The sequence below is a fragment of the Streptacidiphilus sp. PAMC 29251 genome, assembly GCF_054208735.2.
Window position 1 is genome coordinate 1332106 of record NZ_CM135725.2, and the last position, 18012, is coordinate 1350117.

16 protein-coding genes and 2 pseudogenes are annotated in these 18012 nt (G+C 69.9%); 14 read left to right on the top strand and 4 right to left on the bottom strand.

Annotated elements, in window-relative coordinates:
• Positions 1–39: 39 nt before the first annotated feature.
• Both ACXKR8_RS06270 and ACXKR8_RS06275 read right to left on the bottom strand, forming a co-directional pair.
• Entirely contained in the window at positions 40–504 is a 465-nt protein-coding gene (locus tag ACXKR8_RS06270; protein ID WP_462100355.1) for a CocE/NonD family hydrolase C-terminal non-catalytic domain-containing protein, read from the bottom strand.
• On the bottom strand, positions 420–1799 hold the full coding sequence (locus ACXKR8_RS06275; RefSeq protein ID WP_462100356.1) for a CocE/NonD family hydrolase: 1380 nt from the start codon (positions 1797–1799) through the stop codon (positions 420–422). The genes ACXKR8_RS06270 and ACXKR8_RS06275 overlap by 85 nt, the downstream gene beginning before the upstream one ends.
• A gap of 341 nt (positions 1800–2140) precedes the next feature.
• Here ACXKR8_RS06275 and ACXKR8_RS06280 point away from each other — a divergent pair.
• The 7 genes and pseudogenes from ACXKR8_RS06280 to ACXKR8_RS06310 form a co-directional block, all read left to right on the top strand.
• Positions 2141–2560, top strand: a pseudogene (locus tag ACXKR8_RS06280) (FadR/GntR family transcriptional regulator); the annotation flags it as partial.
• A 236-nt stretch (positions 2561–2796) separates the two neighbouring features.
• Positions 2797–2991 (top strand): annotated as a pseudogene (locus tag ACXKR8_RS06285) (GntR family transcriptional regulator); the annotation flags it as partial.
• A 17-nt stretch (positions 2992–3008) separates the two neighbouring features.
• The gene (locus tag ACXKR8_RS06290) at positions 3009–3470 is read left to right on the top strand and encodes a FadR/GntR family transcriptional regulator (RefSeq protein ID WP_462100357.1); all 462 of its coding nucleotides are present in this window, start codon (positions 3009–3011) and stop codon (positions 3468–3470) included.
• 274 nt (positions 3471–3744) lie between these two features.
• Positions 3745–4887 carry a sugar ABC transporter substrate-binding protein gene (locus ACXKR8_RS06295; protein WP_458271897.1) on the top strand — a complete coding sequence of 381 codons (1143 nt, stop codon included), beginning with the start codon at positions 3745–3747 and terminating at the stop codon, positions 4885–4887.
• Entirely contained in the window at positions 4887–6434 is a 1548-nt protein-coding gene (locus tag ACXKR8_RS06300; RefSeq protein WP_458271898.1) for a sugar ABC transporter ATP-binding protein, read from the top strand. The genes ACXKR8_RS06295 and ACXKR8_RS06300 overlap by 1 nt, the downstream gene beginning before the upstream one ends.
• Before the next feature lie 6 nt (positions 6435–6440).
• Positions 6441–8573, top strand: coding sequence for an ABC transporter permease (locus ACXKR8_RS06305; RefSeq protein ID WP_462100358.1), 2133 nt, complete (start codon positions 6441–6443; stop codon positions 8571–8573).
• A 10-nt stretch (positions 8574–8583) separates the two neighbouring features.
• Entirely contained in the window at positions 8584–9756 is a 1173-nt protein-coding gene (locus ACXKR8_RS06310) for a flavin reductase (protein WP_458271900.1), read from the top strand.
• Here the strand turns inward: ACXKR8_RS06310 and ACXKR8_RS06315 are convergent.
• Positions 9737–10396 (bottom strand): TetR/AcrR family transcriptional regulator, encoded by a 660-nt coding sequence (locus ACXKR8_RS06315; protein WP_458271901.1) that lies wholly within the window; start codon positions 10394–10396, stop codon positions 9737–9739. The two genes, ACXKR8_RS06310 and ACXKR8_RS06315, sit on opposite strands and share 20 nt — an antisense overlap.
• 113 nt (positions 10397–10509) lie before the next feature.
• Here ACXKR8_RS06315 and ACXKR8_RS06320 point away from each other — a divergent pair, with 113 nt between their 5' ends.
• From ACXKR8_RS06320 to ACXKR8_RS06335, 4 genes are read left to right on the top strand one after another with little or no spacing between them, the layout of a single operon-like run.
• On the top strand, positions 10510–11208 hold the full coding sequence (locus ACXKR8_RS06320; RefSeq protein WP_458271902.1) for a hypothetical protein: 699 nt from the start codon (positions 10510–10512) through the stop codon (positions 11206–11208).
• A 55-nt stretch (positions 11209–11263) separates the two neighbouring features.
• Positions 11264–13186, top strand: a complete 1923-nt coding sequence (gene acs, locus ACXKR8_RS06325; protein WP_458271903.1) for an acetate--CoA ligase — start codon at positions 11264–11266, stop codon at positions 13184–13186.
• Positions 13183–13698: an SDR family oxidoreductase gene (locus ACXKR8_RS06330; RefSeq protein WP_462100359.1), complete on the top strand. Its 516-nt coding sequence runs from the start codon at positions 13183–13185 to the stop codon at positions 13696–13698. Before acs ends, ACXKR8_RS06330 begins: the two co-directional genes overlap by 4 nt.
• On the top strand, positions 13695–14045 hold the full coding sequence (locus tag ACXKR8_RS06335) for a hypothetical protein (protein ID WP_462100360.1): 351 nt from the start codon (positions 13695–13697) through the stop codon (positions 14043–14045). The genes ACXKR8_RS06330 and ACXKR8_RS06335 overlap by 4 nt, the downstream gene beginning before the upstream one ends.
• 18 nt (positions 14046–14063) lie before the next feature.
• On the opposite strand, the gene ACXKR8_RS06340 is transcribed toward ACXKR8_RS06335, so the two are convergent.
• On the bottom strand, positions 14064–14771 hold the full coding sequence (locus ACXKR8_RS06340; protein ID WP_458271905.1) for a GntR family transcriptional regulator: 708 nt from the start codon (positions 14769–14771) through the stop codon (positions 14064–14066).
• Positions 14772–15059: 288 nt separating this feature from the next.
• On the opposite strand from ACXKR8_RS06340, the gene ACXKR8_RS06345 reads away from it, so the two are divergent.
• From ACXKR8_RS06345 to ACXKR8_RS06355, 3 genes are all read left to right on the top strand, one after another.
• A complete protein-coding gene (locus tag ACXKR8_RS06345; protein WP_458271906.1) occupies positions 15060–15413 on the top strand; it encodes a cupin domain-containing protein in 354 nt (117 codons plus the stop codon).
• Positions 15410–16615 (top strand): CaiB/BaiF CoA transferase family protein, encoded by a 1206-nt coding sequence (locus ACXKR8_RS06350; RefSeq protein WP_458271907.1) that lies wholly within the window; start codon positions 15410–15412, stop codon positions 16613–16615. Before ACXKR8_RS06345 ends, ACXKR8_RS06350 begins: the two co-directional genes overlap by 4 nt.
• Before the next feature lie 62 nt (positions 16616–16677).
• Complete coding sequence (locus ACXKR8_RS06355) at positions 16678–17982, top strand: acyl-CoA dehydrogenase family protein (protein WP_458271908.1); 1305 nt, start codon at positions 16678–16680, stop codon at positions 17980–17982.
• Positions 17983–18012: the final 30 nt, after the last annotated feature.

The following is an 18012-nucleotide window of genomic DNA, read 5'->3' on the forward strand; positions in this document are numbered from 1 at the left end:
TGGGGCGGCCCGCGTCGGGCCGCCCCTCGATCGTTGCCGTCAGGCGTTCTTGCCGGGAAGTGGCAGTCTGACCGGAAGTTGCAGATAGGACGCGTGCTCCCCGCCGGTGTGGATGACGTGCTTTCCGCTGTTGCGGGGGAGGTAGTCGCGGGTGGCCGGCATGTGCGCGCCCAGTGCGTTCTGTGAGCTGACGACCAGCCGCAGGGACTCGCCGGGGTGGAACACCAGCCCGACCGGGGTCAGGTCGATCTCGACGTCGACGATCTCACCGGGCGTCAGCTTCTCGACCCGGTCGAAGCTGTGGGCGGGGACGTCGTCGGTGCTCAGCTTCTCGTCCAGGTGCCGGGCGGACACCCGCAGCCGTCCGTTCGAGCCCTTGTAGCGCAGCACGGACGCGCCGTGCTCGGTGATGTCGTGCATCAGCGCACTCCGGCTGGGCACGGTGAACTGCTGCAGCGGCGTGCCGTACCGGTCCAGCTTCTGGACCAGGACGAACAGGTCCATGTCGTCGGCGCCACGGCCTCGACCCACAGGTGCGCCTTGGGGTAGCCGACCAGGGTCGCCCCCTCCTCGAAGCCGACCGTGAAGGAGGCCAGACCCGGGCCCGCCCCGGTGTCGTAGACCACCGGCGTGCCCTCCGCGGCGGGCTCGGCGACCAGCCTGCGGAAGCTGCCGTCCAGGTAGTACCTGACCGAGGTGACGTCCTTCGGGGGGAAGGAGTCCGCGATCCGGCCCTCCCGGTCGCCGCCTTCGAGGTCGAGCAGGCTGTAGCGGACCCGCGGCGTGGTCTCCTCCCAGCCGTTGTCCTCGCCCTTCAGGTAGTGGTCGAAGAACCGGCGCAGGTCCTCGGTGTTGGCCGGGTCGTAGTAGTCGGGCCATTCCTGGGTGCTGTGGACGCGGAGCCACTTGTCCGGCGAGGCGATGCTGCGCCAGGCGCGGAAGGTGCCGGTCACATGCAGGGTGTTGGTGTAACTGGCGACGATGTAGGCCGGCACGGTGACCCGGTCGAACCGGGCGGTCTTGTCCTCCCACAGGCTGTTCATCAGCGGATGGCGCTCCACCTCCGTGAGGATGTCCTCGCGCTGGTTGAGGCCTGCGTAGCTGTTCTTCTGCAGCCGCTCGGCGAAGCCGATGTCGGGCATGCCACCGCGCATGGTGAGATCGCGGTAGATGTCACTGAAGCCCTCCACCGGGTTGATCGCCGCCAGGTGCGGCGGCTGTTCGGCGGCGGTGAACCACTGCGCGTGGGCCAGGTACGAGGTCCCGCTCATCCCGACCTTGCCGCTGCACCAGTCCTGGACGGCCAGCCACTCGATCAGGTCGTAGCAGTCCTCGCCCTCCTGGCGCCCGAACATCACACTGTCGCCCTCCGAGTGGCCGATGCCGCGGGGGTCGGGGTTGCAGACCGCGTAGCCCTGCGCGCACCAGTACGCCGGGTCGGGCCCCTCGAACTTCTGCAGCCCGGACAGGACCCCGTTGTCGATCCCGAGCATGCCGAACAGGCCGACCACGCTCGGGGCGGTGCCCTGGCTCTTGCCGTAGGGGCTCCAGGCGACCAGGACCGGTACCTTCTCACTGCCCGCCGGGCGCAGCACGTCCACGTAGATGGTGACGCCGTCGCGCAGGGTGACCGCGACGTCCTTCTCGAACACGATCTCCGTCGGCAGCGGCCGGTACCGCGGGTCCAACCGGAAGCCGACCGGCAGCGTCCGAACGCCCTGGTCGAACGCGCTCAGCAGTCCGTGCGCAGGCCCCGCCTCATAGCCGGAGGGCTCGAACGCTGTCTCTTCGTGGGTCATCTCTGCTTCCAACTCCGAATGAAAACTCTTGGTTAAATACCCGTATCTTTCGTGTGGTTGGATCCTGCTCTGACGGTAGTTGCCTGTCAAGGACTAGAATCCTTCGCATGTATTCACGCCCGCCCGGTCTCGCCCAAGCTCTCGCCTCCGAGATCGAGGCGCTGATCGGCACCCGCGGCCTGCGCTCCGGCGACCGGATCGCCACCATGGAGGAACTGCGGGAACAGACCGGCTACGGTCGCGCCACCATCGGGGAGACCGCCCGCCTGCTCACCGAGCGCGGCAGCGTCGATGTGCGCCCCGGGCGTGGGGGCGGGCTGTTCGTGGCCCAGGCCAGCCCCATGGTCCAGCTGCGCCAGACCCTGCTGACCGTGCCCCAGGGCGCGACGACCGTCACCGACGCGATCGCGGTCCGTGACGCCCTCGAGGAGCTCATCGCGGTCGAGGCCGCCACGCACCGGACCGAGCAGGACGTCCGCGACCTGGAGAAACTCCTGGACGCGATGCGGCGGGCCGGCGACGAGCTGGAGCCGTTCCTGCATGCCAACTGGTCCCTGCACGAGCGCATCGCCGCGATCACGCCGAACCACCTCGCCCGCGCGATGTACCTCGGCACGATGCGCTGCATCGAGGAACTCTCGGTCCGGGCCGACCCCCGGTCCGCCTCCGCCCAGGACGACTACCTGACCCACCGGCTGGACGTCCACGAGGGACTCGTGGCCGCGATCCGGCACGGCGACCAGGACCGCGCCAGGGCGGCCGTCGCGGCACACCGGGGGAACGCCGAACCGAGCGGGCCCCAGGGTGCCGCCGGCACCGGCGACGAAGCGCGGATCGCCGAACTGGAGCGGGAGAACCAGGAGCTGCGACGCGCGAACGACATCCTGAAGACCGCTTCGGCGTACTTCGCGGCGGAGCTCAACCGCTCCGAGCGGTGACGACCCCTGATGGTGACGACCCCTGATGGGGCATTGGCTGTATCCGATAGGCTTCATGCATGGTCCTGCCTGCTTACCGAACCCGCGCCGAGGAGGTCGTGGTCTTCGTCGAGGACTCGATCGAGAAGCGCGCCCTGCGCCCCGGTGACCACATCGGCACCCGGGCCGATCTGCGCGAGCAGACGGGCGTCGCCAAGGCCACGGTCAACGAGGCGATCCGGCTGCTGCAGGAACGGCGCCGGATCGTGGTCAGGCCCGGCCCCGGCGGGGGATGTTCGTCGCGGCGAACGATCCCGTGGTCCGACTGGGGCGCACCCTGCTCACCGTCCACGGCGAGCCGCTGGCGGTCGCCGGCGCCATCGAGGTCCGCGAGCAGCTCGAACCGCTGGTCGCCGCGCACGCGGCGCAGCACCGCACGGCCAAGGACGGACGCGAGCTCAAGTCGCTGATCACCGCGATGCGGAAGAACCTCGACGACGCCCCCCGGTTCGTCTCGCTCAACTGGGATCTGCACGTCCGCATCGCGGCCATCTCCCCGAACGCCGTCCTGCGCGGCACCTATGTCGGCCTCTACGAGTTCGTCAACCAGGTCTCGCTGGTCAACCCCCAGTCGCACGACCACGAGTACCTGGAGCAGCGGCTGCAGGTCCACAGCGACCTGGTCACCGCCATCGTCTCCGGCGACCCCGCCGCCGCCCGACAGGCCGCGGAAGCACACCGCCACTCCAGCTGAGCCCTGGAGCCGTCGGCCGCGCACCGGGCCTCCGCCCTGGCCGCAGTGCGCCGTAATCAGACCGAACCATTAGGTTTGGTAACCATCGGGCAACCCTGGCGCCGTCGCGCGGCGAAACCCTTGACACGCCCACGGAACCGATGGAGGGTACGGCCTATTGGTTCGGCCCATTTATCTCGGGAGCGTGTCGCAGGGATTGCGGCAGCAGCCCGTGGGCGAGCCCCGTGCGCTCAGCGTCACATCCTTCCTTCGCAGACCACTCGGAGTGTGAAAGATGCTCGCCAAATCCAGCGACAACCGCCGCAATGTCGCCAGAGCGGCCGCAGCTGCCGTCTCGGCGATCGCCGTCGTGTCCGTCGCCGCCTGCGGCTCCTCCTCAGCGACGAAGGAGGGTTCGCAGCAGTCGGCGAACATCGCAGCGGCGAAGGCGGCCATCGCCCCCTACACCGTCCCGCCCACCGACTTCCCGGTGAGCGAGCCGCTCGCACAGAAGCTTCCGGCGGGCAAGAAGTTCGTCTATCTGCAGTGCGGGACGCCCATCTGCGCCGCGGTGGGCACGTTCGTACAAGGGGCGGTCAAGGAGATCGGCGGGACTTACACCGCTGTCAACGCCGGCTCCACGGCGCAGACTGCGCAGGTCGCCGCGGCGACGGCCAACTCATTGAAGCCGGACGCCGTCATCCTCGGCGCGATCGACCCGGCCCTGTTCGGCGGCGGTCTGAAGAAGCTCTCCGACGGCGGCGCCAAGCTGGTCTCGCTCCAGATCGACAAGGACGTGAAGCCGTACGGCATCACCTTCAACTACCTGGGCGCCGACCTGAGTCAGCGCAACGGGAAACTCCTGGCCGACTGGGTGATCGCGAACAAGGGCGCGCAGGCCGACACCGTCCTCTACACCCTGCCCGCCCTGGACCTCTCGGCTCCGCTGCAGAAGTCCTTCCAGGACGAGATGAAGAGCAACTGCCCTGGTTGCAAGGTCCGCGTGGTCCCCCTCGACGTGACCACCATCGGGACCACCGCGCCGCGCACCGTCGTCACCGACCTGCAGGCCCACAAGGACACCAACACCGCGGTCTTCGTGAGCCTCTCGGCGGCCGGGGGCCTGCCGGCGGCGTTGAAGGCAGCCGGCCTGTCGGTCACCACCGTGGGCTTCGGCCCGACCGCCGGCAATCTGCAGGACATCAAGGACGGCTCGCTGACGGCCGCACTGAACATCGACTTCCCGGTGTCGACCTGGACGGCCGTGGACGCGGCCGCACGTCTGGTCGGGGGCGCCCAGCCGACGGCGAGCGAGCAGGCTGGCACCGTACCCGAGCAGTTCCTGGAGCAGAAGGACATCACCTTCGATCCCACCCGCGGCTGGTCGGCGTTCCCCGACTTCGCCCAGCGGTTCGCCAAGCTGTGGCAGGTGTCCTGATGACCGACACCGCGGCGCCACTGCTTCGGATCGAGGGCATGTCCAAGACGTTCCCGGGCCTGAAGGCCCTGGACGGCGTGTCGCTGGAGGTCCGCGCCGGGGAGGTCGTCGCGGTGCTGGGCCACAACGGCTCGGGCAAGTCGACCCTGGTCAAGATTCTGGCCGGGGTGCACCAGGCCGATCCCGGTTCGGTCATCGAGGTCCGTGACGCCGAGGGCGCGCTGGTCGCGGGATCGGCGGCCCGCGAAGGCCTGCACTTCATCCACCAGGATCTCGGCCTGGCCGACATCCTGACCACGGTGGAGAACCTCGGTCTTGGCGCATCGGCGCGTGGACGGGCGTTCGCGCCCGTCCACGGAGCCGCCGAGCGGCGCCGGGCCCAGCAGCTCATCGCCCGGTTCGGCGCCGACCTGGATGTGACGGTCCCGGTCGGAAAGTTGTCGCCGGCGCAGCGGACGATCGTCGCGATCGCCCGGGCACTGGACGGCTGGACCCGTCCGGACAACGTGCTGCTGCTCGACGAGCCCACGGCCGCGTTGCACGGCGACGAGGTGACAGTGCTGTTCGAGGCGATCCGACGAGTGGCCTCGTCCGGGGCCGGGGTCGTCTTCATCTCCCACCGGCTCGACGAGGTGCTCGAACTGGCCGACCGGGTGGTGGTGCTGCGCGACGGGCGGGTGGTCGCCGAGCAGGCCACCAGCGAGCTCGACCACGACGCCATGGTGACGCTCATCGCCGGTCGCGACATCGCCGGGACGGCCGTGACCGGTCGGAACGGGGCCGGGGAGCGGGTACTGACCGTGACCGGCATCAGCGGCGCCGAGATCAGCGACTTCTCGCTGAGCCTGCGGGCGGGTGAGATCGTCGGTGTCGGCGGCATCCTGGGTTCGGGACGGGAGCAGCTCGCACCGATGCTGTTCGGAGCCCAGCACCGGTCCGGTGGCCGGGTGGAGGTCGACGGGAGGGAGCTGGTTCCCGACGACGTCCCGGCCGCGATCGAGAGCGGGCTGGCCTATGTACCCGCCGACCGCCACCGGCACGGCGTGGTGGGGCAGCTGAGCGTCCGGGAGAACCTGACCCTGCCGCTGCTGCGACCGCTGCGCCGCTCCTTCGGCCGGCTCGATCGGCGGGCCGAACGGGAGGAAGCACGCTCCTGGATGCAGACCGTCGGGCTGCGCCCGCCCAACCCCGAGCAACCGCTGCAACTCTTCAGCGGCGGCAATCAGCAGAAGGTCGTGCTGGCCAAGTGGCTGCGCGTCCGTCCTCGGGTGCTCCTGCTCGACGAGCCCACCCAGGGCGTGGACGTGGGCGCCAAGGCCGCCGTCTATGAGTTGGTCCTGGCCGCGGCGCAGGAGGGGACGGGCGTCCTGGTGTGCTCCTCGGACACCAAGGAACTCGTCTCGCTGTGCGACCGCGTCCTGGTGCTCAAGGACGGCCGGGTGGTCAGCGAGATCCCGCGCGAGGCTCTGACCGAAGAACGGCTGGTCCGCGACGAGTTGGGGCTCGAAACGGCCGGAAGCCGCATCAGCACGAACAGACCGGAGTGAGGGAAGATGCAGACGACCGATAGCGTCGTGAGTCCCGAGCGGGCGCCCGACGGCGCGTCACCGGGAGCGGTGCCCGAAGGTGGCCGGCTGGTTCGGTTGCGGCGGGCACTGGCGTTCAGGAACATCTCCGCGCTGTATCTGCTGGCCCTGATGGTCGTGGTGTTCTCGCTGTGGGTCCCGGGCACGTTCCTGACCACCGGGACCTGGCGCTCGCTGCTGTCCGACCAGGCGGTCACCTGCCTGGTCGCGGTCGGACTCGTCATCCCTACCGCGGCCGGAGTCATCGACCTGGCCATCGGCGCCGAGGTCGGGCTCGGCGCGATCCTGGTCGCCCGGCTGCTGGTCGGCCACGTACCCGTCCCCGCCGCGATCGTGCTGTCCCTGCTGGCCGGAGCGGCGGTGGGGGCCTTCTCCTGGCTGATGATCACCAAAGCCCGGATCCCCTCCTTCATCGCCACCCTCGCCGTCAGCTCACTACTGGCCGCGGCAACCGCTTGGATCTCCAGCAGCCAACAGATCGTCAACCTGCCGCCTGGCTTCGCCACACTCGGCACCGGACAATTCCTCGGCATCACCTACCCCGTCTACCTCATGCTCGCCGTCGCCACCCTCCTCTGGTACGTCCTGGAACGGACACCGGCGGGCCGACGCGTCTACGCGACCGGCGGCAACGTCAATGCCATGGGCGGCAGCAGCGAGGCCGCCGTGCTGGCAGGGATCCGGGTCTCCCGGATCATCCTGTTCGCGCTGATGACCTCGGGTGCGGTCGCCGCACTGGCCGGACTGCTGCTGACCTCGCAGCTGTCCACCGGAGACCCCACCGTCGGACCCGGCTACCTGCTCCCCGTCATCGCCGCCGTCTTCCTCGGCTCCACCCAGTTCCGCGGCGGCCGCTTCAACATCTGGGGCACCGTCCTCGCCGCCTACACCCTCGCCATCGGCGTCAAAGGCCTCCAACTCGCCGGCCTCCCCATCTGGATCCCCGACCTGTTCAACGGCACCGCCCTCCTCGCCGCCGTCGGCCTCGCCGCCTGGCGGAAACCTGCGGTGACCCGGCGGGAGGCCGTCCTGCGGCTGATCCGGAACAACACCACCACCGCCTGGGCGGGCAGGCGCGCCCGAAGGACTGCGCTGCTCGCCCGAGCGGCCACCGCCAACGCTGCCGTGCCGTCCGAGCAGACGACCGGCGATGCGTGGGCGGTTCGGTTGCGGCGGGCGGTGGCGTTCCGGAACATCTCCGCGCTGTATCTGCTGGCCTTGATGGTCGTGGTGTTCTCGCTGTGGGTTCCTGGCACGTTCCTGACCACCGGGACCTGGCGTTCCCTGTTGTCCGACCAGGCGGTCACCTGCCTGGTCGCGGTCGGACTCGTCATTCCCACCGCGGCCGGAGTCATCGACCTGGCCATCGGCGCCGAGGTCGGGCTCGGCGCGATCCTGGTCGCCCGCCTGCTGGTGGGCCATGTGCCGATCCCGGCCGCGATCGTGCTGTCGCTGCTGGCCGGTGCGGCGGTGGGGCGCTCCTGGCTGATGATCACCAAAGCCCGGATCCCCTCCTTCATCGCCACCCTCGCCGTCAGCTCACTGCTCGCCGCAACGACCGCCTGGATCTCCAACAGCCAGCAGATCGTCAACCTCCCCACCGGCTTCAGCAAACTCGGCACTGGACAATTCCTCGGCATCACCTACCCCGTCTACCTCATGCTCGCCGTCGCCACCCTCCTCTGGTACGTCCTGGAACGCACACCCACCGGACGCCGCATCCACGCCACCGGAGGAAACCCCCAAGCCGCAACGCTCGTCGGCGTGCGCCCCACCCGGATTATCCTGTTCGCGCTGATGACCTCGGGTGCGGTCGCCGCACTGGCCGGACTGCTGCTGACCTCGCAGCTGTCCACCGGCGACCCCACCGTCGGACCCGGCTACCTGCTCCCCGTCATCGCCGCCGTCTTCCTCGGCTCCACCCAGTTCCGCGGCGGCCGCTTCAACATCTGGGGCACCGTCCTCGCCGCCTACACCCTCGCCATCGGCGTCAAAGGCCTCCAACTCGCCGGCCTCCCCATCTGGATCCCCGACCTGTTCAACGGCACCGCCCTCCTCGCCGCCGTCGGCCTCGCCGCCTGGCGCAGGACTCCCCACTGAAAGAGGCTCCATGTCCAATCCCATCGACCCCGCGCTGTTCCGCGAGACGCTGGGGCACTACCCGACCGGGGTGGCCGTGGTCACCGCGGTGGACCAGGACGGCCACCCGGCCGGCATGGTCGTCGGTACCTTCTCCTCGGTCTCCCTGGACCCGCCGATGGTCGCGTTCTTCCCGGCCACCAGCTCCAGGAGCTTCCAGCAGCTGCGGACCGCCTCGGCCTTCTGCGTCAACGTGCTGGCAGCCGACCAGGAGTCGCTGTGCCGTCTCATCGCGACCGGCGGGGCGGACAAGTTCGACGGTGTGCGCTGGCGGCCCGGGCCGCTCGGTTCGCCCATCCTCGAGGACGCCGTGTCCTGGGTCGAGTGCACCTTCCAGGACATCCGGGAGGCGGGCGACCACTTCGTCGTCCTCGGGCTCGTCCACGACCTGGCCGTCGAGCGGTCGACGCTCCCGCTGCTGTTCTTCCAGGGCGGCTACGGGCGGTTCTCCCCCGGCTCCTTCATCGCCACCCCGGCTGACGACCTGATCCAGGCGGCCCAGCTGGCCGAGACGGTGCGGTCCCTGGTCGAGGACCTCAGCGTCGAACTCGCTGTCAACTGCGGCGTCCTGGTCAAGATCCGCGGGGACGCGGTGCAGGTCCTCGCCGCCAACCGGGGATCCGCCGACGAGCCGTTTCCGCTCGGCCACCGGCAGCCGATCATTCCGCCGCTGGGAGCGGCCTTCCTGGTCGACGCGACGCCGGAGGAGGTCGAGGAGTGGCTGCGGCGTGCCCCGGACTACAGTGACGACCGTCGTGGTCTGCACCGGGACCAGCTCGACAAGGTGCGCGCGTGCGGCTACTCCCTCCTTGCCGCCGAACCGGAACTGCTCCAGCGCCAGCAGGCGGCGTTGTCCGCGTTCGAGCAGTCCGACCGCCTGCCGCGCCACGAGCGCGCGGTGCGGCAGGCGACGTCCGAGCTGGCCGAACTGTTCTGCCCCGATCTGCTGCCCGGCGAGCTGTACGATCTCGCCTCGATCGTCGTGCCGGTCCCCGTCCCCACGGACGCGGGCCTGCCGCCGATGGCGATCCGGATGACGGGCCTGCCCGGCGGCGTGCCGACCGAACGGGTCGAGTCCTGGGTCCACCGGCTGCAGCAGGTCGCGGCCGCCGCCGGAGAGGCCATCACCGGTGCGCGCGGGTGACCGGTGTGCGGAGGTCGGGCGTGAGCAGGTAGGCCATGGCCATGTCGCTGAGCTCGTCCGCGTAACGGCGTCTGGCCGCCTCGTCGGGGACGGGGTCGGGGCGCACGGAGTTGTGGAAGCAGGCGCCGAGGATGGCGCGGGCCACGGTATCCAGCGCCTTCGCCGGGTCGGAGCGCCTGATCTGGTCGGCGTAGGGAGCAGCGGCTTCCAGCAGCAGGCGGTGGATCAGCACGATGGTGCGGGCCCCGCGGTCCAGGGACCTGGCTCCTCGCACCCGCATCAGCTCGGGGAAGAGCGCGCTGCTGTCGGCGAAGGACTGCAGCAGGGCGTGCGCGTAGGCGTCCATCACGCCGGAGAGCGAGGGCTCGGCCGAGCGAAGTTGCTCGGCCAGGTACTCCTCGCGCCGTTCCAGCATCCGCTCGGTCAGGGCGGTGATCAGCTGTTCCCGGTCCTCGAAACGGCGGTAGATGGTGCCGACCGAGACGCCGGCGCGTTCGGCGACGGCGGCGATCGTCATCGCGTCCAGACCGGCCGAGGAGGCCACCTCCTCGGCAGCCTGGAGGACACGGGCCAGTGTGGCGGCGCTGCGTGCCTGCCGGGGTTCCCGGTAGGGCGCCGGGCGGTCCGGATCTTGAATCATGCCCCGCATCGTATCGGTGGCGGGCTCAGCGGAACCCCTTGACAAGCAGCGCACCCTCTTGGGTACTCTCGAAATGCGAATGTAACTTCGCATTCACATATGGAGGTTTGACCATGACCGACGCCCAGACTCCCCCGCCCGTGACCGTGACCCTTGTGTCGGGTCCCACCGGTGCCGAGAGCATCGACGACCTTGAGCTGTTCTACTCCCGCCGCGCCCTGGAGCGCTTCCGGACCAGGCTGGGACGCGAGGGGCTGCTCGAGCTCCTGGCCGCCGACATCGAGGAGGGCAACGCCTTCCTGCGCGAGAGCGCCCGCACCTCCGAGGGCAGCTTCAAGGCTGGCACGACGGTGCTCGCGACGCAGGGCCTCAGCTCGGGAGCGTTCCTGGCCTGGATGGACAAGGCCTTCGCGGGCACCGACGAGAACGCGCTCCTCGCGGCGCACCCCGAGCACTATGTGATGGGCACCGACGCCACCGGAGCGCGCGTGGTCGAGAACATCGGCCCCCACGTCGCCGATTTCTACATGGGCGGCTGGGGAACGGCCGCACTGGCCTGGGCCGAGGACGCGGCCGAACTCCTCCCGGAGTCCGAGTTCCCGCGCAAGATGTCCTCCAACCTCTTCCTCGCCGACGGCACCGTCGTCGGCCGGGCCCTGATCCAGTTCGGCGACACCGCCGACGGCTTCACCGCCAACCTGACGGTCTACTTCCCCAGCACCTGCCCGGACGAGGTCCTGGACCACCACTTGCGGCACTACGCCGTCGAGTTCAGGAACTGGATCGTCGCCGCGGCAGCCGCTCAGGCCTGATCAGGCGCGGGCGACGCTCAGCACTGGTCGGGTCAATCCGAGGAAGGAAACAGACATGTCCGCATCGCCGCATCCGTTCGCCCCGCCTGCTGAGCTCGCCGCCGCCGCGAATGTGACCGCCGCCGCCTACGCCGAGGCGAAGGAGGACCGGCTCGCCTTCTGGGCCAAGCAGGCCCGTCGGCTGAGCTGGGCCACCGAGCCGACCGAGACCCTGGACTGGTCGAACCCGCCGTTCGCCAAGTGGTTCGCCGACGGCGAGCTGAACGTGGCCTACAACTGCGTGGACCGCCATGTCGAGGCGGGTAATGGCGACCGGGTGGCGATCCACTTCGAGGGCGAGCCCGGTGACAGCCGCGCGATCACCTACGCGCAGCTCAAGGACGAGGTCTCCAAGGCCGCCCACGCGCTCACCGAACTCGGCGTCGAGAAGGGCGACCGGGTCGCCATCTACCTGCCGATGATCCCCGAGGCGGCGGTGGCGATGCTCGCCTGCGCCCGGATCGGCGCCGCGCATTCGGTGGTCTTCGGTGGTTTCTCGGCCGAGGCGGTGGCCTCGCGGGTGCAGGACGCGGATGCCAAGCTGGTCATCACCGCGGACGGCGGCTACCGCCGCGGCAAGCCCATGGCGCTCAAGCCCGCCATCGACGAGGCCGTCCTGTCCTGTCCGACCGTGCAGCATGTGCTGGTCGTGCGCCGTACCGGCCAGGACACCGCCTTCACCGAAGGCCGGGACGTGTGGTGGCACGAGATCACCGAGCGTCAGTCCACCGAGCATGTTGCCGCTGCACACAGTGCCGAGCACCCGCTGTTCATCCTCTACACCAGCGGGACCACCGGTAAGCCCAAGGGCATCCTGCACACCACCGGCGGCTACCTCACCCAGGCCTCCTACACCCACCACGCGGTCTTCGACCTCAAACCGGAAACCGACGTCTACTGGTGCACCGCCGACATCGGCTGGGTCACCGGACACTCCTACATCGTCTACGGGCCGCTCTCCAACGGCGCCACCCAGGTCATGTACGAAGGCACCCCCGACACCCCGCACCAGGGCCGGTTCTGGGAGATCATCCAGAAGTACAAGGTCACCCTGCTCTACACCGCGCCCACCGCGATCCGCACCTTCATGAAGTGGGGCGACGACATCCCCGCCCAGTTCGACCTGTCCTCGCTGCGGATCCTTGGATCCGTCGGCGAGCCGATCAACCCCGAGGCCTGGATCTGGTACCGCGAGCACATCGGCACCGGGAAGACCCCGATCGTGGACACCTGGTGGCAGACCGAGACCGGCGCCATGATGATCAGCCCGCTGCCCGGCGTCACCCACACCAAGCCCGGCTCCGCCCAGACCCCCCTGCCCGGCATCAGCGCCACCGTGGTCGACGACGAGGCCCGCGAGGTCCCCGACGGCGGCGGCGGCTACCTGGTGCTCACCGAGCCCTGGCCCTCCATGCTGCGGACCATCTGGGGCGACGATCAGCGCTACCTCGAAACCTACTGGTCCCGCTTTCCGGGGAAGTACTTCGCCGGCGACGGCGCCAAGAAGGACGAGGACGGCGACCTCTGGCTGCTCGGCCGCGTCGACGACGTGATGCTGGTCTCGGGCCACAACATCTCCACCACCGAGGTCGAATCCGCCCTGGTCTCCCACCCCAAGGTCGCCGAGGCCGCCGTGGTCGGCGCCACCGACGCCACCACCGGCCAGGCCATCGCCGCCTTCGTGATCCTGCGCGGCAGCGCCCACAACGACAGCGAACTGGTCACGGACCTGCGCAACCATGTCGGCAAGGTGCTCGGCCCGATCGCCAAGCCCAAGACCGTCCTGGTGGTCAGCGAACTGCCCAAGACCCGCTCCGGCAAGATCATGCGCCGCCTGCTGCGCGACATCGCCGAAGGCCGCGCCGTCGGCGACACCACCACCCTGGCCGACTCCACCGTCATGGACCTCATCCAGACCCAGCGGGGGACCTTCTCGTGATACTGATCACCGCAGCGAACGGCAATCAGGGCAGGCTACTTGTCCCCAGGCTCCTGGCAGCAGGCCAAGCCCTCCGCGCCTGTGTCCGATCCGAGGCGTCGGCGGAATCCCTTCGCGCCGCCGGTGTGGCGGACGTCGTCGTCGGCGACCTCGCCGACTCCGAGGTGATGGCCCGCGCCATGGACGGCATGGAGAAGGTCTACTACGTCGGCCCGACCCTGCATCCCAGGGAGCGGGAGATGGGGTTCGCGGCCGTTGACGCCGCGCGCGCGGCCGGTGTGCAGCACTTCGTCTTCAGTTCGGTGCTGCACGCGATCCTCACCGACCTCACCCAGCACGAGATCAAACGGGACGTCGAGGAGCACCTGCTCTCCTCGGGCTTGGAGTTCACCATCCTCCAGCCACGAACTACATGCTGCGCCACCGGCTCCGACCGCCGATCGAGCAGGGCGTCTTCCTGCTCTCGTGGGCACTCGACCGGTACCAGTCGATGGTCGACCTGGGCGACGTGACGGAGGTGGCCGCCACGGTGCTCATCGACAGCAACCGCCACGCCGGAGCAACATACGAACTCGTCGCGCCCGGGCGCTACACGGCGCACGACATCGCCGAGGTCATCTCCGACGTGCTCGGTCAGCCGATCACGGCCGAGCAGATCGACGCGGACGTATTCATGGCGAGGTCCCTCGGGGCGGACCACCAGAGCCGGTTCCCCTACCAGACCGCGGCCGCACGGGCGATCAGCAAGCGCTACAGCAGCCATGACTTCATTGGGAACCCCAATGTGCTCACCTGGCTGCTCGGTCGGGAGCCGACGACGTTCAAGGAGTTCGTCCAGCGGGAGCTCGTCGCACGATGAATCGCGGCGCGCGACCCGCTACGGCCGGCAGGCGACGTCCAGGGCCCTGCGGATCCGGACCGGATCGTAGGTGGGCGACGCCATCGACAGGACGACGAGGGCGGTGCGGCCGAGGTGGGCCGCCAGTGCGCGGGCGGCGGCGTCCCCGTCGCCCGACTTCACCGCCTGGGCGATGGTGTGGTGCTGCTCGCTGGTGCCCGCCTGCCACTCGAGCGTGTTCCACGACACGAAACAGAGGCGATAGCGCGTGGCATGGTCCGACAGCAGGGCGAGTTCGCGTTCGAGCCGCGGGCCGGACAGGCGAACCAGGGCGCGGTGGAACTGCTCGTGCGGGCGCTCCCACTGCTCGATGTCGCCGGAGCGTGACGTCTCGTCCATCTCCTCGAGCAACTCATCGAGGAGACGCAGATCGTCATCGCCCATACGCGGGACGGCGATCCCGATCGCGAGCGCTTCGAGGCTGATGCGCATGGCATACAGCTCGTCCAGGTCCTCGTCGCTGAACTCCGCGACGCGGGCCCGGTGCTGGGACTCCTGTCGGACGAAGCCCTCCCGCTGCAGGATGCGCAGCGCCTCGCGCAGGGGCCCGCGACTGACTCCGAGCCGGCGGGCGAGCTCGACCTGCGACAGCGGATCGCCGGCGCGCAGTTCTCCGCGCATGATCGCGCGCCGCAGCTCGTGGTGGGCCCTGCTCACCTCGTCGGGATGCGCGAGCTTGTCCGCCACCTCGACTGACCGTGCTGTCATCGCCTGCTGGCCTCTCGCGGGTTCCTCAAAGCGCCTGAACGGATTGCCAGTATCACCGTAGCCCACCACAGCCGCGAAACTGTTGACATTTTTCCGCTGCTCTCCTTCACAATATGGGTCATAACCCGTATTTTCCAGCACTGAGACTCCAAAGTGTTGACATTTTATGGACTCCTCCTAGAGTGAGGTCTCAACACCAGCACCTTCTCCGCTGAAGCCGACAGGCGCACAGACCCTGCCGTCCAGCCAGAACGGAACGCTTCGATCATGTCGATAGACATCGCCCGGCTCGCCCAGGCACAACGCTTCCAGCCCGTCGGCCATCACGACGTCGGCCCCGTCCACCTCTTCGGCGGCGAGTCCTACGACGGCGCCGTGACGGTCGCCCTGTCGCACTACCTGCCCGGCGGCCGCGCGGACCTGTCCCCCGTCCCGGCGGAGACCGTCTACCTCGTGCTGACCGGCGAGTTGAGCCTCACCGACGCCGACGGCCACACCGAGGTGCTCCGTCCCCTCGACGGGGCGCGGCTCACCTCGGGAACCCCCCGCAGCGTGGAGAACCGCACCAACCTCCCGTCGAGCATGCTGGTGATCCGGCCGAACCCGGGGGCCCGGACATGAGCGGGCCGCTCGCCGGGCTCCTCGTCGTCGACCTCAGCCGCGCGCTGGCCGGCCCCCAGGCCGGGATGATGCTCGGCGACCTCGGCGCGCGGGTGATCAAGGTCGAAACCCCGGCCGGGGACGACACCCGGTCCTGGGGACCGCCCTTCGTCCGCGCCGACGACGGCACCGAGGTGTCCACGTACTTCCTGTCCTGCAACCGCAACAAGGAGTCGATCACCCTCGACCTGAAGCGCGGCGAGGACGCGGACGCGCTCGCCCGGCTGGTCGAGCGGGCCGACGTCCTGCTGGAGAACTACCGGCCGGGCACGCTCAAGCGCCTGGGCTTCGGCACCGACCGGCTGATGCGGCTCAACCCGCGCCTGGTGGTGCTGTCGATCAGCGGCTTCGGGCACGACGGGCCCGAGTCCGCCCGCGCCGGGTACGACCAGATCGCTCAGGGCGAGGCCGGGCTGATGTCCCTCACCGGAGCCGATCCGGACCACCCCCAGCGGGTGGGGGTGCCGATCGGCGACCTGCTGGCCGGCCTGAACGGCGCCTTCGGTGTGCTGGCGGCGCTGCGGGAGCGCGACCGCACAGGCAGGGGCCAGATCGTCCGCACCTCGCTGCTCGCGGCGGTGGTCGGGGCCCACGCCTTCCAGGGAACGGGCTGGACCGTGGCCGGCGAGGTCGGCCGGGCGCAGGGGAACCACCACCCCTCGATCGCCCCCTACGGACTGTTCCGCTGCGCGGGCGGCAGTGTGCAGATCGCCTGCGGGAACGATGCCATGTGGGGCCGGCTCTGCGCCGCGTTCCACCTGGAGGCGGACGACCCGCGCTTTGCGGCCAACTCCGGCCGGGTGGCCCACCGGGACCTCCTCGCCAGGCTGTTGGAGACCGCGTTCGCGCCGTACGAACCGGCCGAGCTGCTGGAGCGGCTGGCCGACGCGGGGATTCCCGCGGGCCGGGTCCGCAGCCTCGACGAGGTCTATGAGTGGGAGCAGACCCGCTCCCAGCGGCTGCTGCTCGACGTCGAGCACCCGAGCCTGGGGAAGATCACCCTGCCCGGCTCGACGCTGCGGACCTTCACCGTCGACGACACCGGCGTGGAGACCGAGACCACCTGCATCGGCGACAGTCCCCCGCCCCTGCTCGACGCCGACGCCGACGCCGTCCGCCGGTGGCTGGACCAGCCGCTGCCCTCCGTCGGCACGCCGCGGTGACCTCCGCCGGCACCCCGCAACACCGCTTGTGACCAGTGAGAACGACACAGGAGATGACAAAGATGTCAGCGACCCACGAGACATCCACGAAGCTGGCCGAGGTCCTGGAGAAGGTCAGGGCGCTCGGGCCCACCCTGCGCGAACGCGCGCCGGAGGCGGAGCGCGCCGGACGCCACTCGGACGCCACCATCTCCGACCTGGACGCCACCGGCGCCTTCGCCATCGGCAGTCCCGCCGAGTACGGCGGGTACGAGTTCTCCGTGCGGCAGCAGCTCGACGTCGTCTCCGAGGTCGCCGCGTGGGACGGCTCCGCCGGCTGGACGGTGTGGGTGGGCGCTTCGACCAACTGGATCCCCGCAGGTTCCGGGGCCCGGGTCGTCGAGGAGGTCTACGGCACCGAGTGGGTGGGGCCGCGGGTCGCCGCCTCCAGCCACTTCCCGGCCTCCCGGGGGCGGGCCAAGCGGGTCGAGGACGGCTGGATCCTGTCCGGCGGCCCCTGGACCTTCGGGAGCGACGCGCTGTGGGCCCCCTTCACCAACCTCGGCTGCATCGCCGACGACGGTGAAGGCCCCTACCTGGTGGGAGCGCAGGTGTCCCTGTTCGACCTGCGGTTCCTGGACGACTGGAAGGTCGCCGGGATGCGCGCCACCGGCAGCGTGTCGGTCACCCTCGCCGGTGACGAGCTGTTCGTCCCGGAGCACCGCTGCGTCGACTTCCGCGACATCACCGGCGCACGCATCGACAGCGGCCTCAAGGGGTCCCTCTGGAAGGCGCCGTCGCTGGGCTGGGCGTTCAGCCTGATGGCGGGGATGTCGATCGGTATCGCCCAGGGCGTTCTTGAGCGCTTCCTGGAGCGCTCGGCCGGCCGGCCGATCCGCGGCACCACGTACAAGAACCAGCTGGAAGCCCCGCTGACGCACCTGATGCTGTCCGAGGTCCACTCCAAGCTCCAGTCCGCGACCCTGATGGCCCGGGCCAACGCCGAGGAGACCGACCGCCTCGGGGTGCTGGCCGCGGCCGGGACCCCGGCCGATCCGGAGTACCTGCAGAAGTTCAGCGCCCGGGTCCTGGTGGAGACCGCCTACGCGGCCAAGTGGTGCGCGGAGGCGATCGAACTGCTGCAGCGGAACTCCGGCTCCACCGCGATCATGGAGAGCGAGCCGATCCAGCGGGCCTGGCGCGACGCGCGGGTGATCACCCTGCACGGCGCCCTCAACCTGGAAGCCCTCTCCGAGAACTACGGACGGCTGATGGCGGGATCCCAGCCGCACAACTTCGCCGGCATCACCACCCTGGACCGCTTCGCGCCCGCCCCGGCCACAGCTCCGGCTCCGGCTCCGGCTCCGGCTCCGGCAAACCAGGGCTGAGCGGTGACGAACCGTCAGGCGCAGCCAGGC

Excerpts from the sequence above, each read along its gene's own strand:
- ACXKR8_RS06270 (WP_462100355.1), bottom strand. The coding sequence starts at position 504 with ATGGACCTGTTCGTCCTGGTCCAGAAGCTGGACCGGTACGGCACGCCG.
- ACXKR8_RS06320 (WP_458271902.1), top strand. The coding sequence starts at position 10,510 with ATGACCGACGCCCAGACTCCCCCGCCCGTGACCGTGACCCTTGTGTCG.
- ACXKR8_RS06300 (WP_458271898.1), top strand. The coding sequence starts at position 4,887 with ATGACCGACACCGCGGCGCCACTGCTTCGGATCGAGGGCATGTCCAAG.
- ACXKR8_RS06350 (WP_458271907.1), top strand. The coding sequence starts at position 15,410 with ATGAGCGGGCCGCTCGCCGGGCTCCTCGTCGTCGACCTCAGCCGCGCG.
- ACXKR8_RS06275 (WP_462100356.1), bottom strand. The coding sequence starts at position 1,799 with ATGACCCACGAAGAGACAGCGTTCGAGCCCTCCGGCTATGAGGCGGGG.
- ACXKR8_RS06290 (WP_462100357.1), top strand. The coding sequence starts at position 3,009 with ATGTTCGTCGCGGCGAACGATCCCGTGGTCCGACTGGGGCGCACCCTG.
- ACXKR8_RS06295 (WP_458271897.1), top strand. The coding sequence starts at position 3,745 with ATGCTCGCCAAATCCAGCGACAACCGCCGCAATGTCGCCAGAGCGGCC.
- ACXKR8_RS06315 (WP_458271901.1), bottom strand. The coding sequence starts at position 10,396 with ATGATTCAAGATCCGGACCGCCCGGCGCCCTACCGGGAACCCCGGCAG.
- ACXKR8_RS06345 (WP_458271906.1), top strand. The coding sequence starts at position 15,060 with ATGTCGATAGACATCGCCCGGCTCGCCCAGGCACAACGCTTCCAGCCC.
- ACXKR8_RS06305 (WP_462100358.1), top strand. The coding sequence starts at position 6,441 with ATGCAGACGACCGATAGCGTCGTGAGTCCCGAGCGGGCGCCCGACGGC.
- ACXKR8_RS06310 (WP_458271900.1), top strand. The coding sequence starts at position 8,584 with ATGTCCAATCCCATCGACCCCGCGCTGTTCCGCGAGACGCTGGGGCAC.
- ACXKR8_RS06355 (WP_458271908.1), top strand. The coding sequence starts at position 16,678 with ATGTCAGCGACCCACGAGACATCCACGAAGCTGGCCGAGGTCCTGGAG.
- acs (WP_458271903.1), top strand. The coding sequence starts at position 11,264 with ATGTCCGCATCGCCGCATCCGTTCGCCCCGCCTGCTGAGCTCGCCGCC.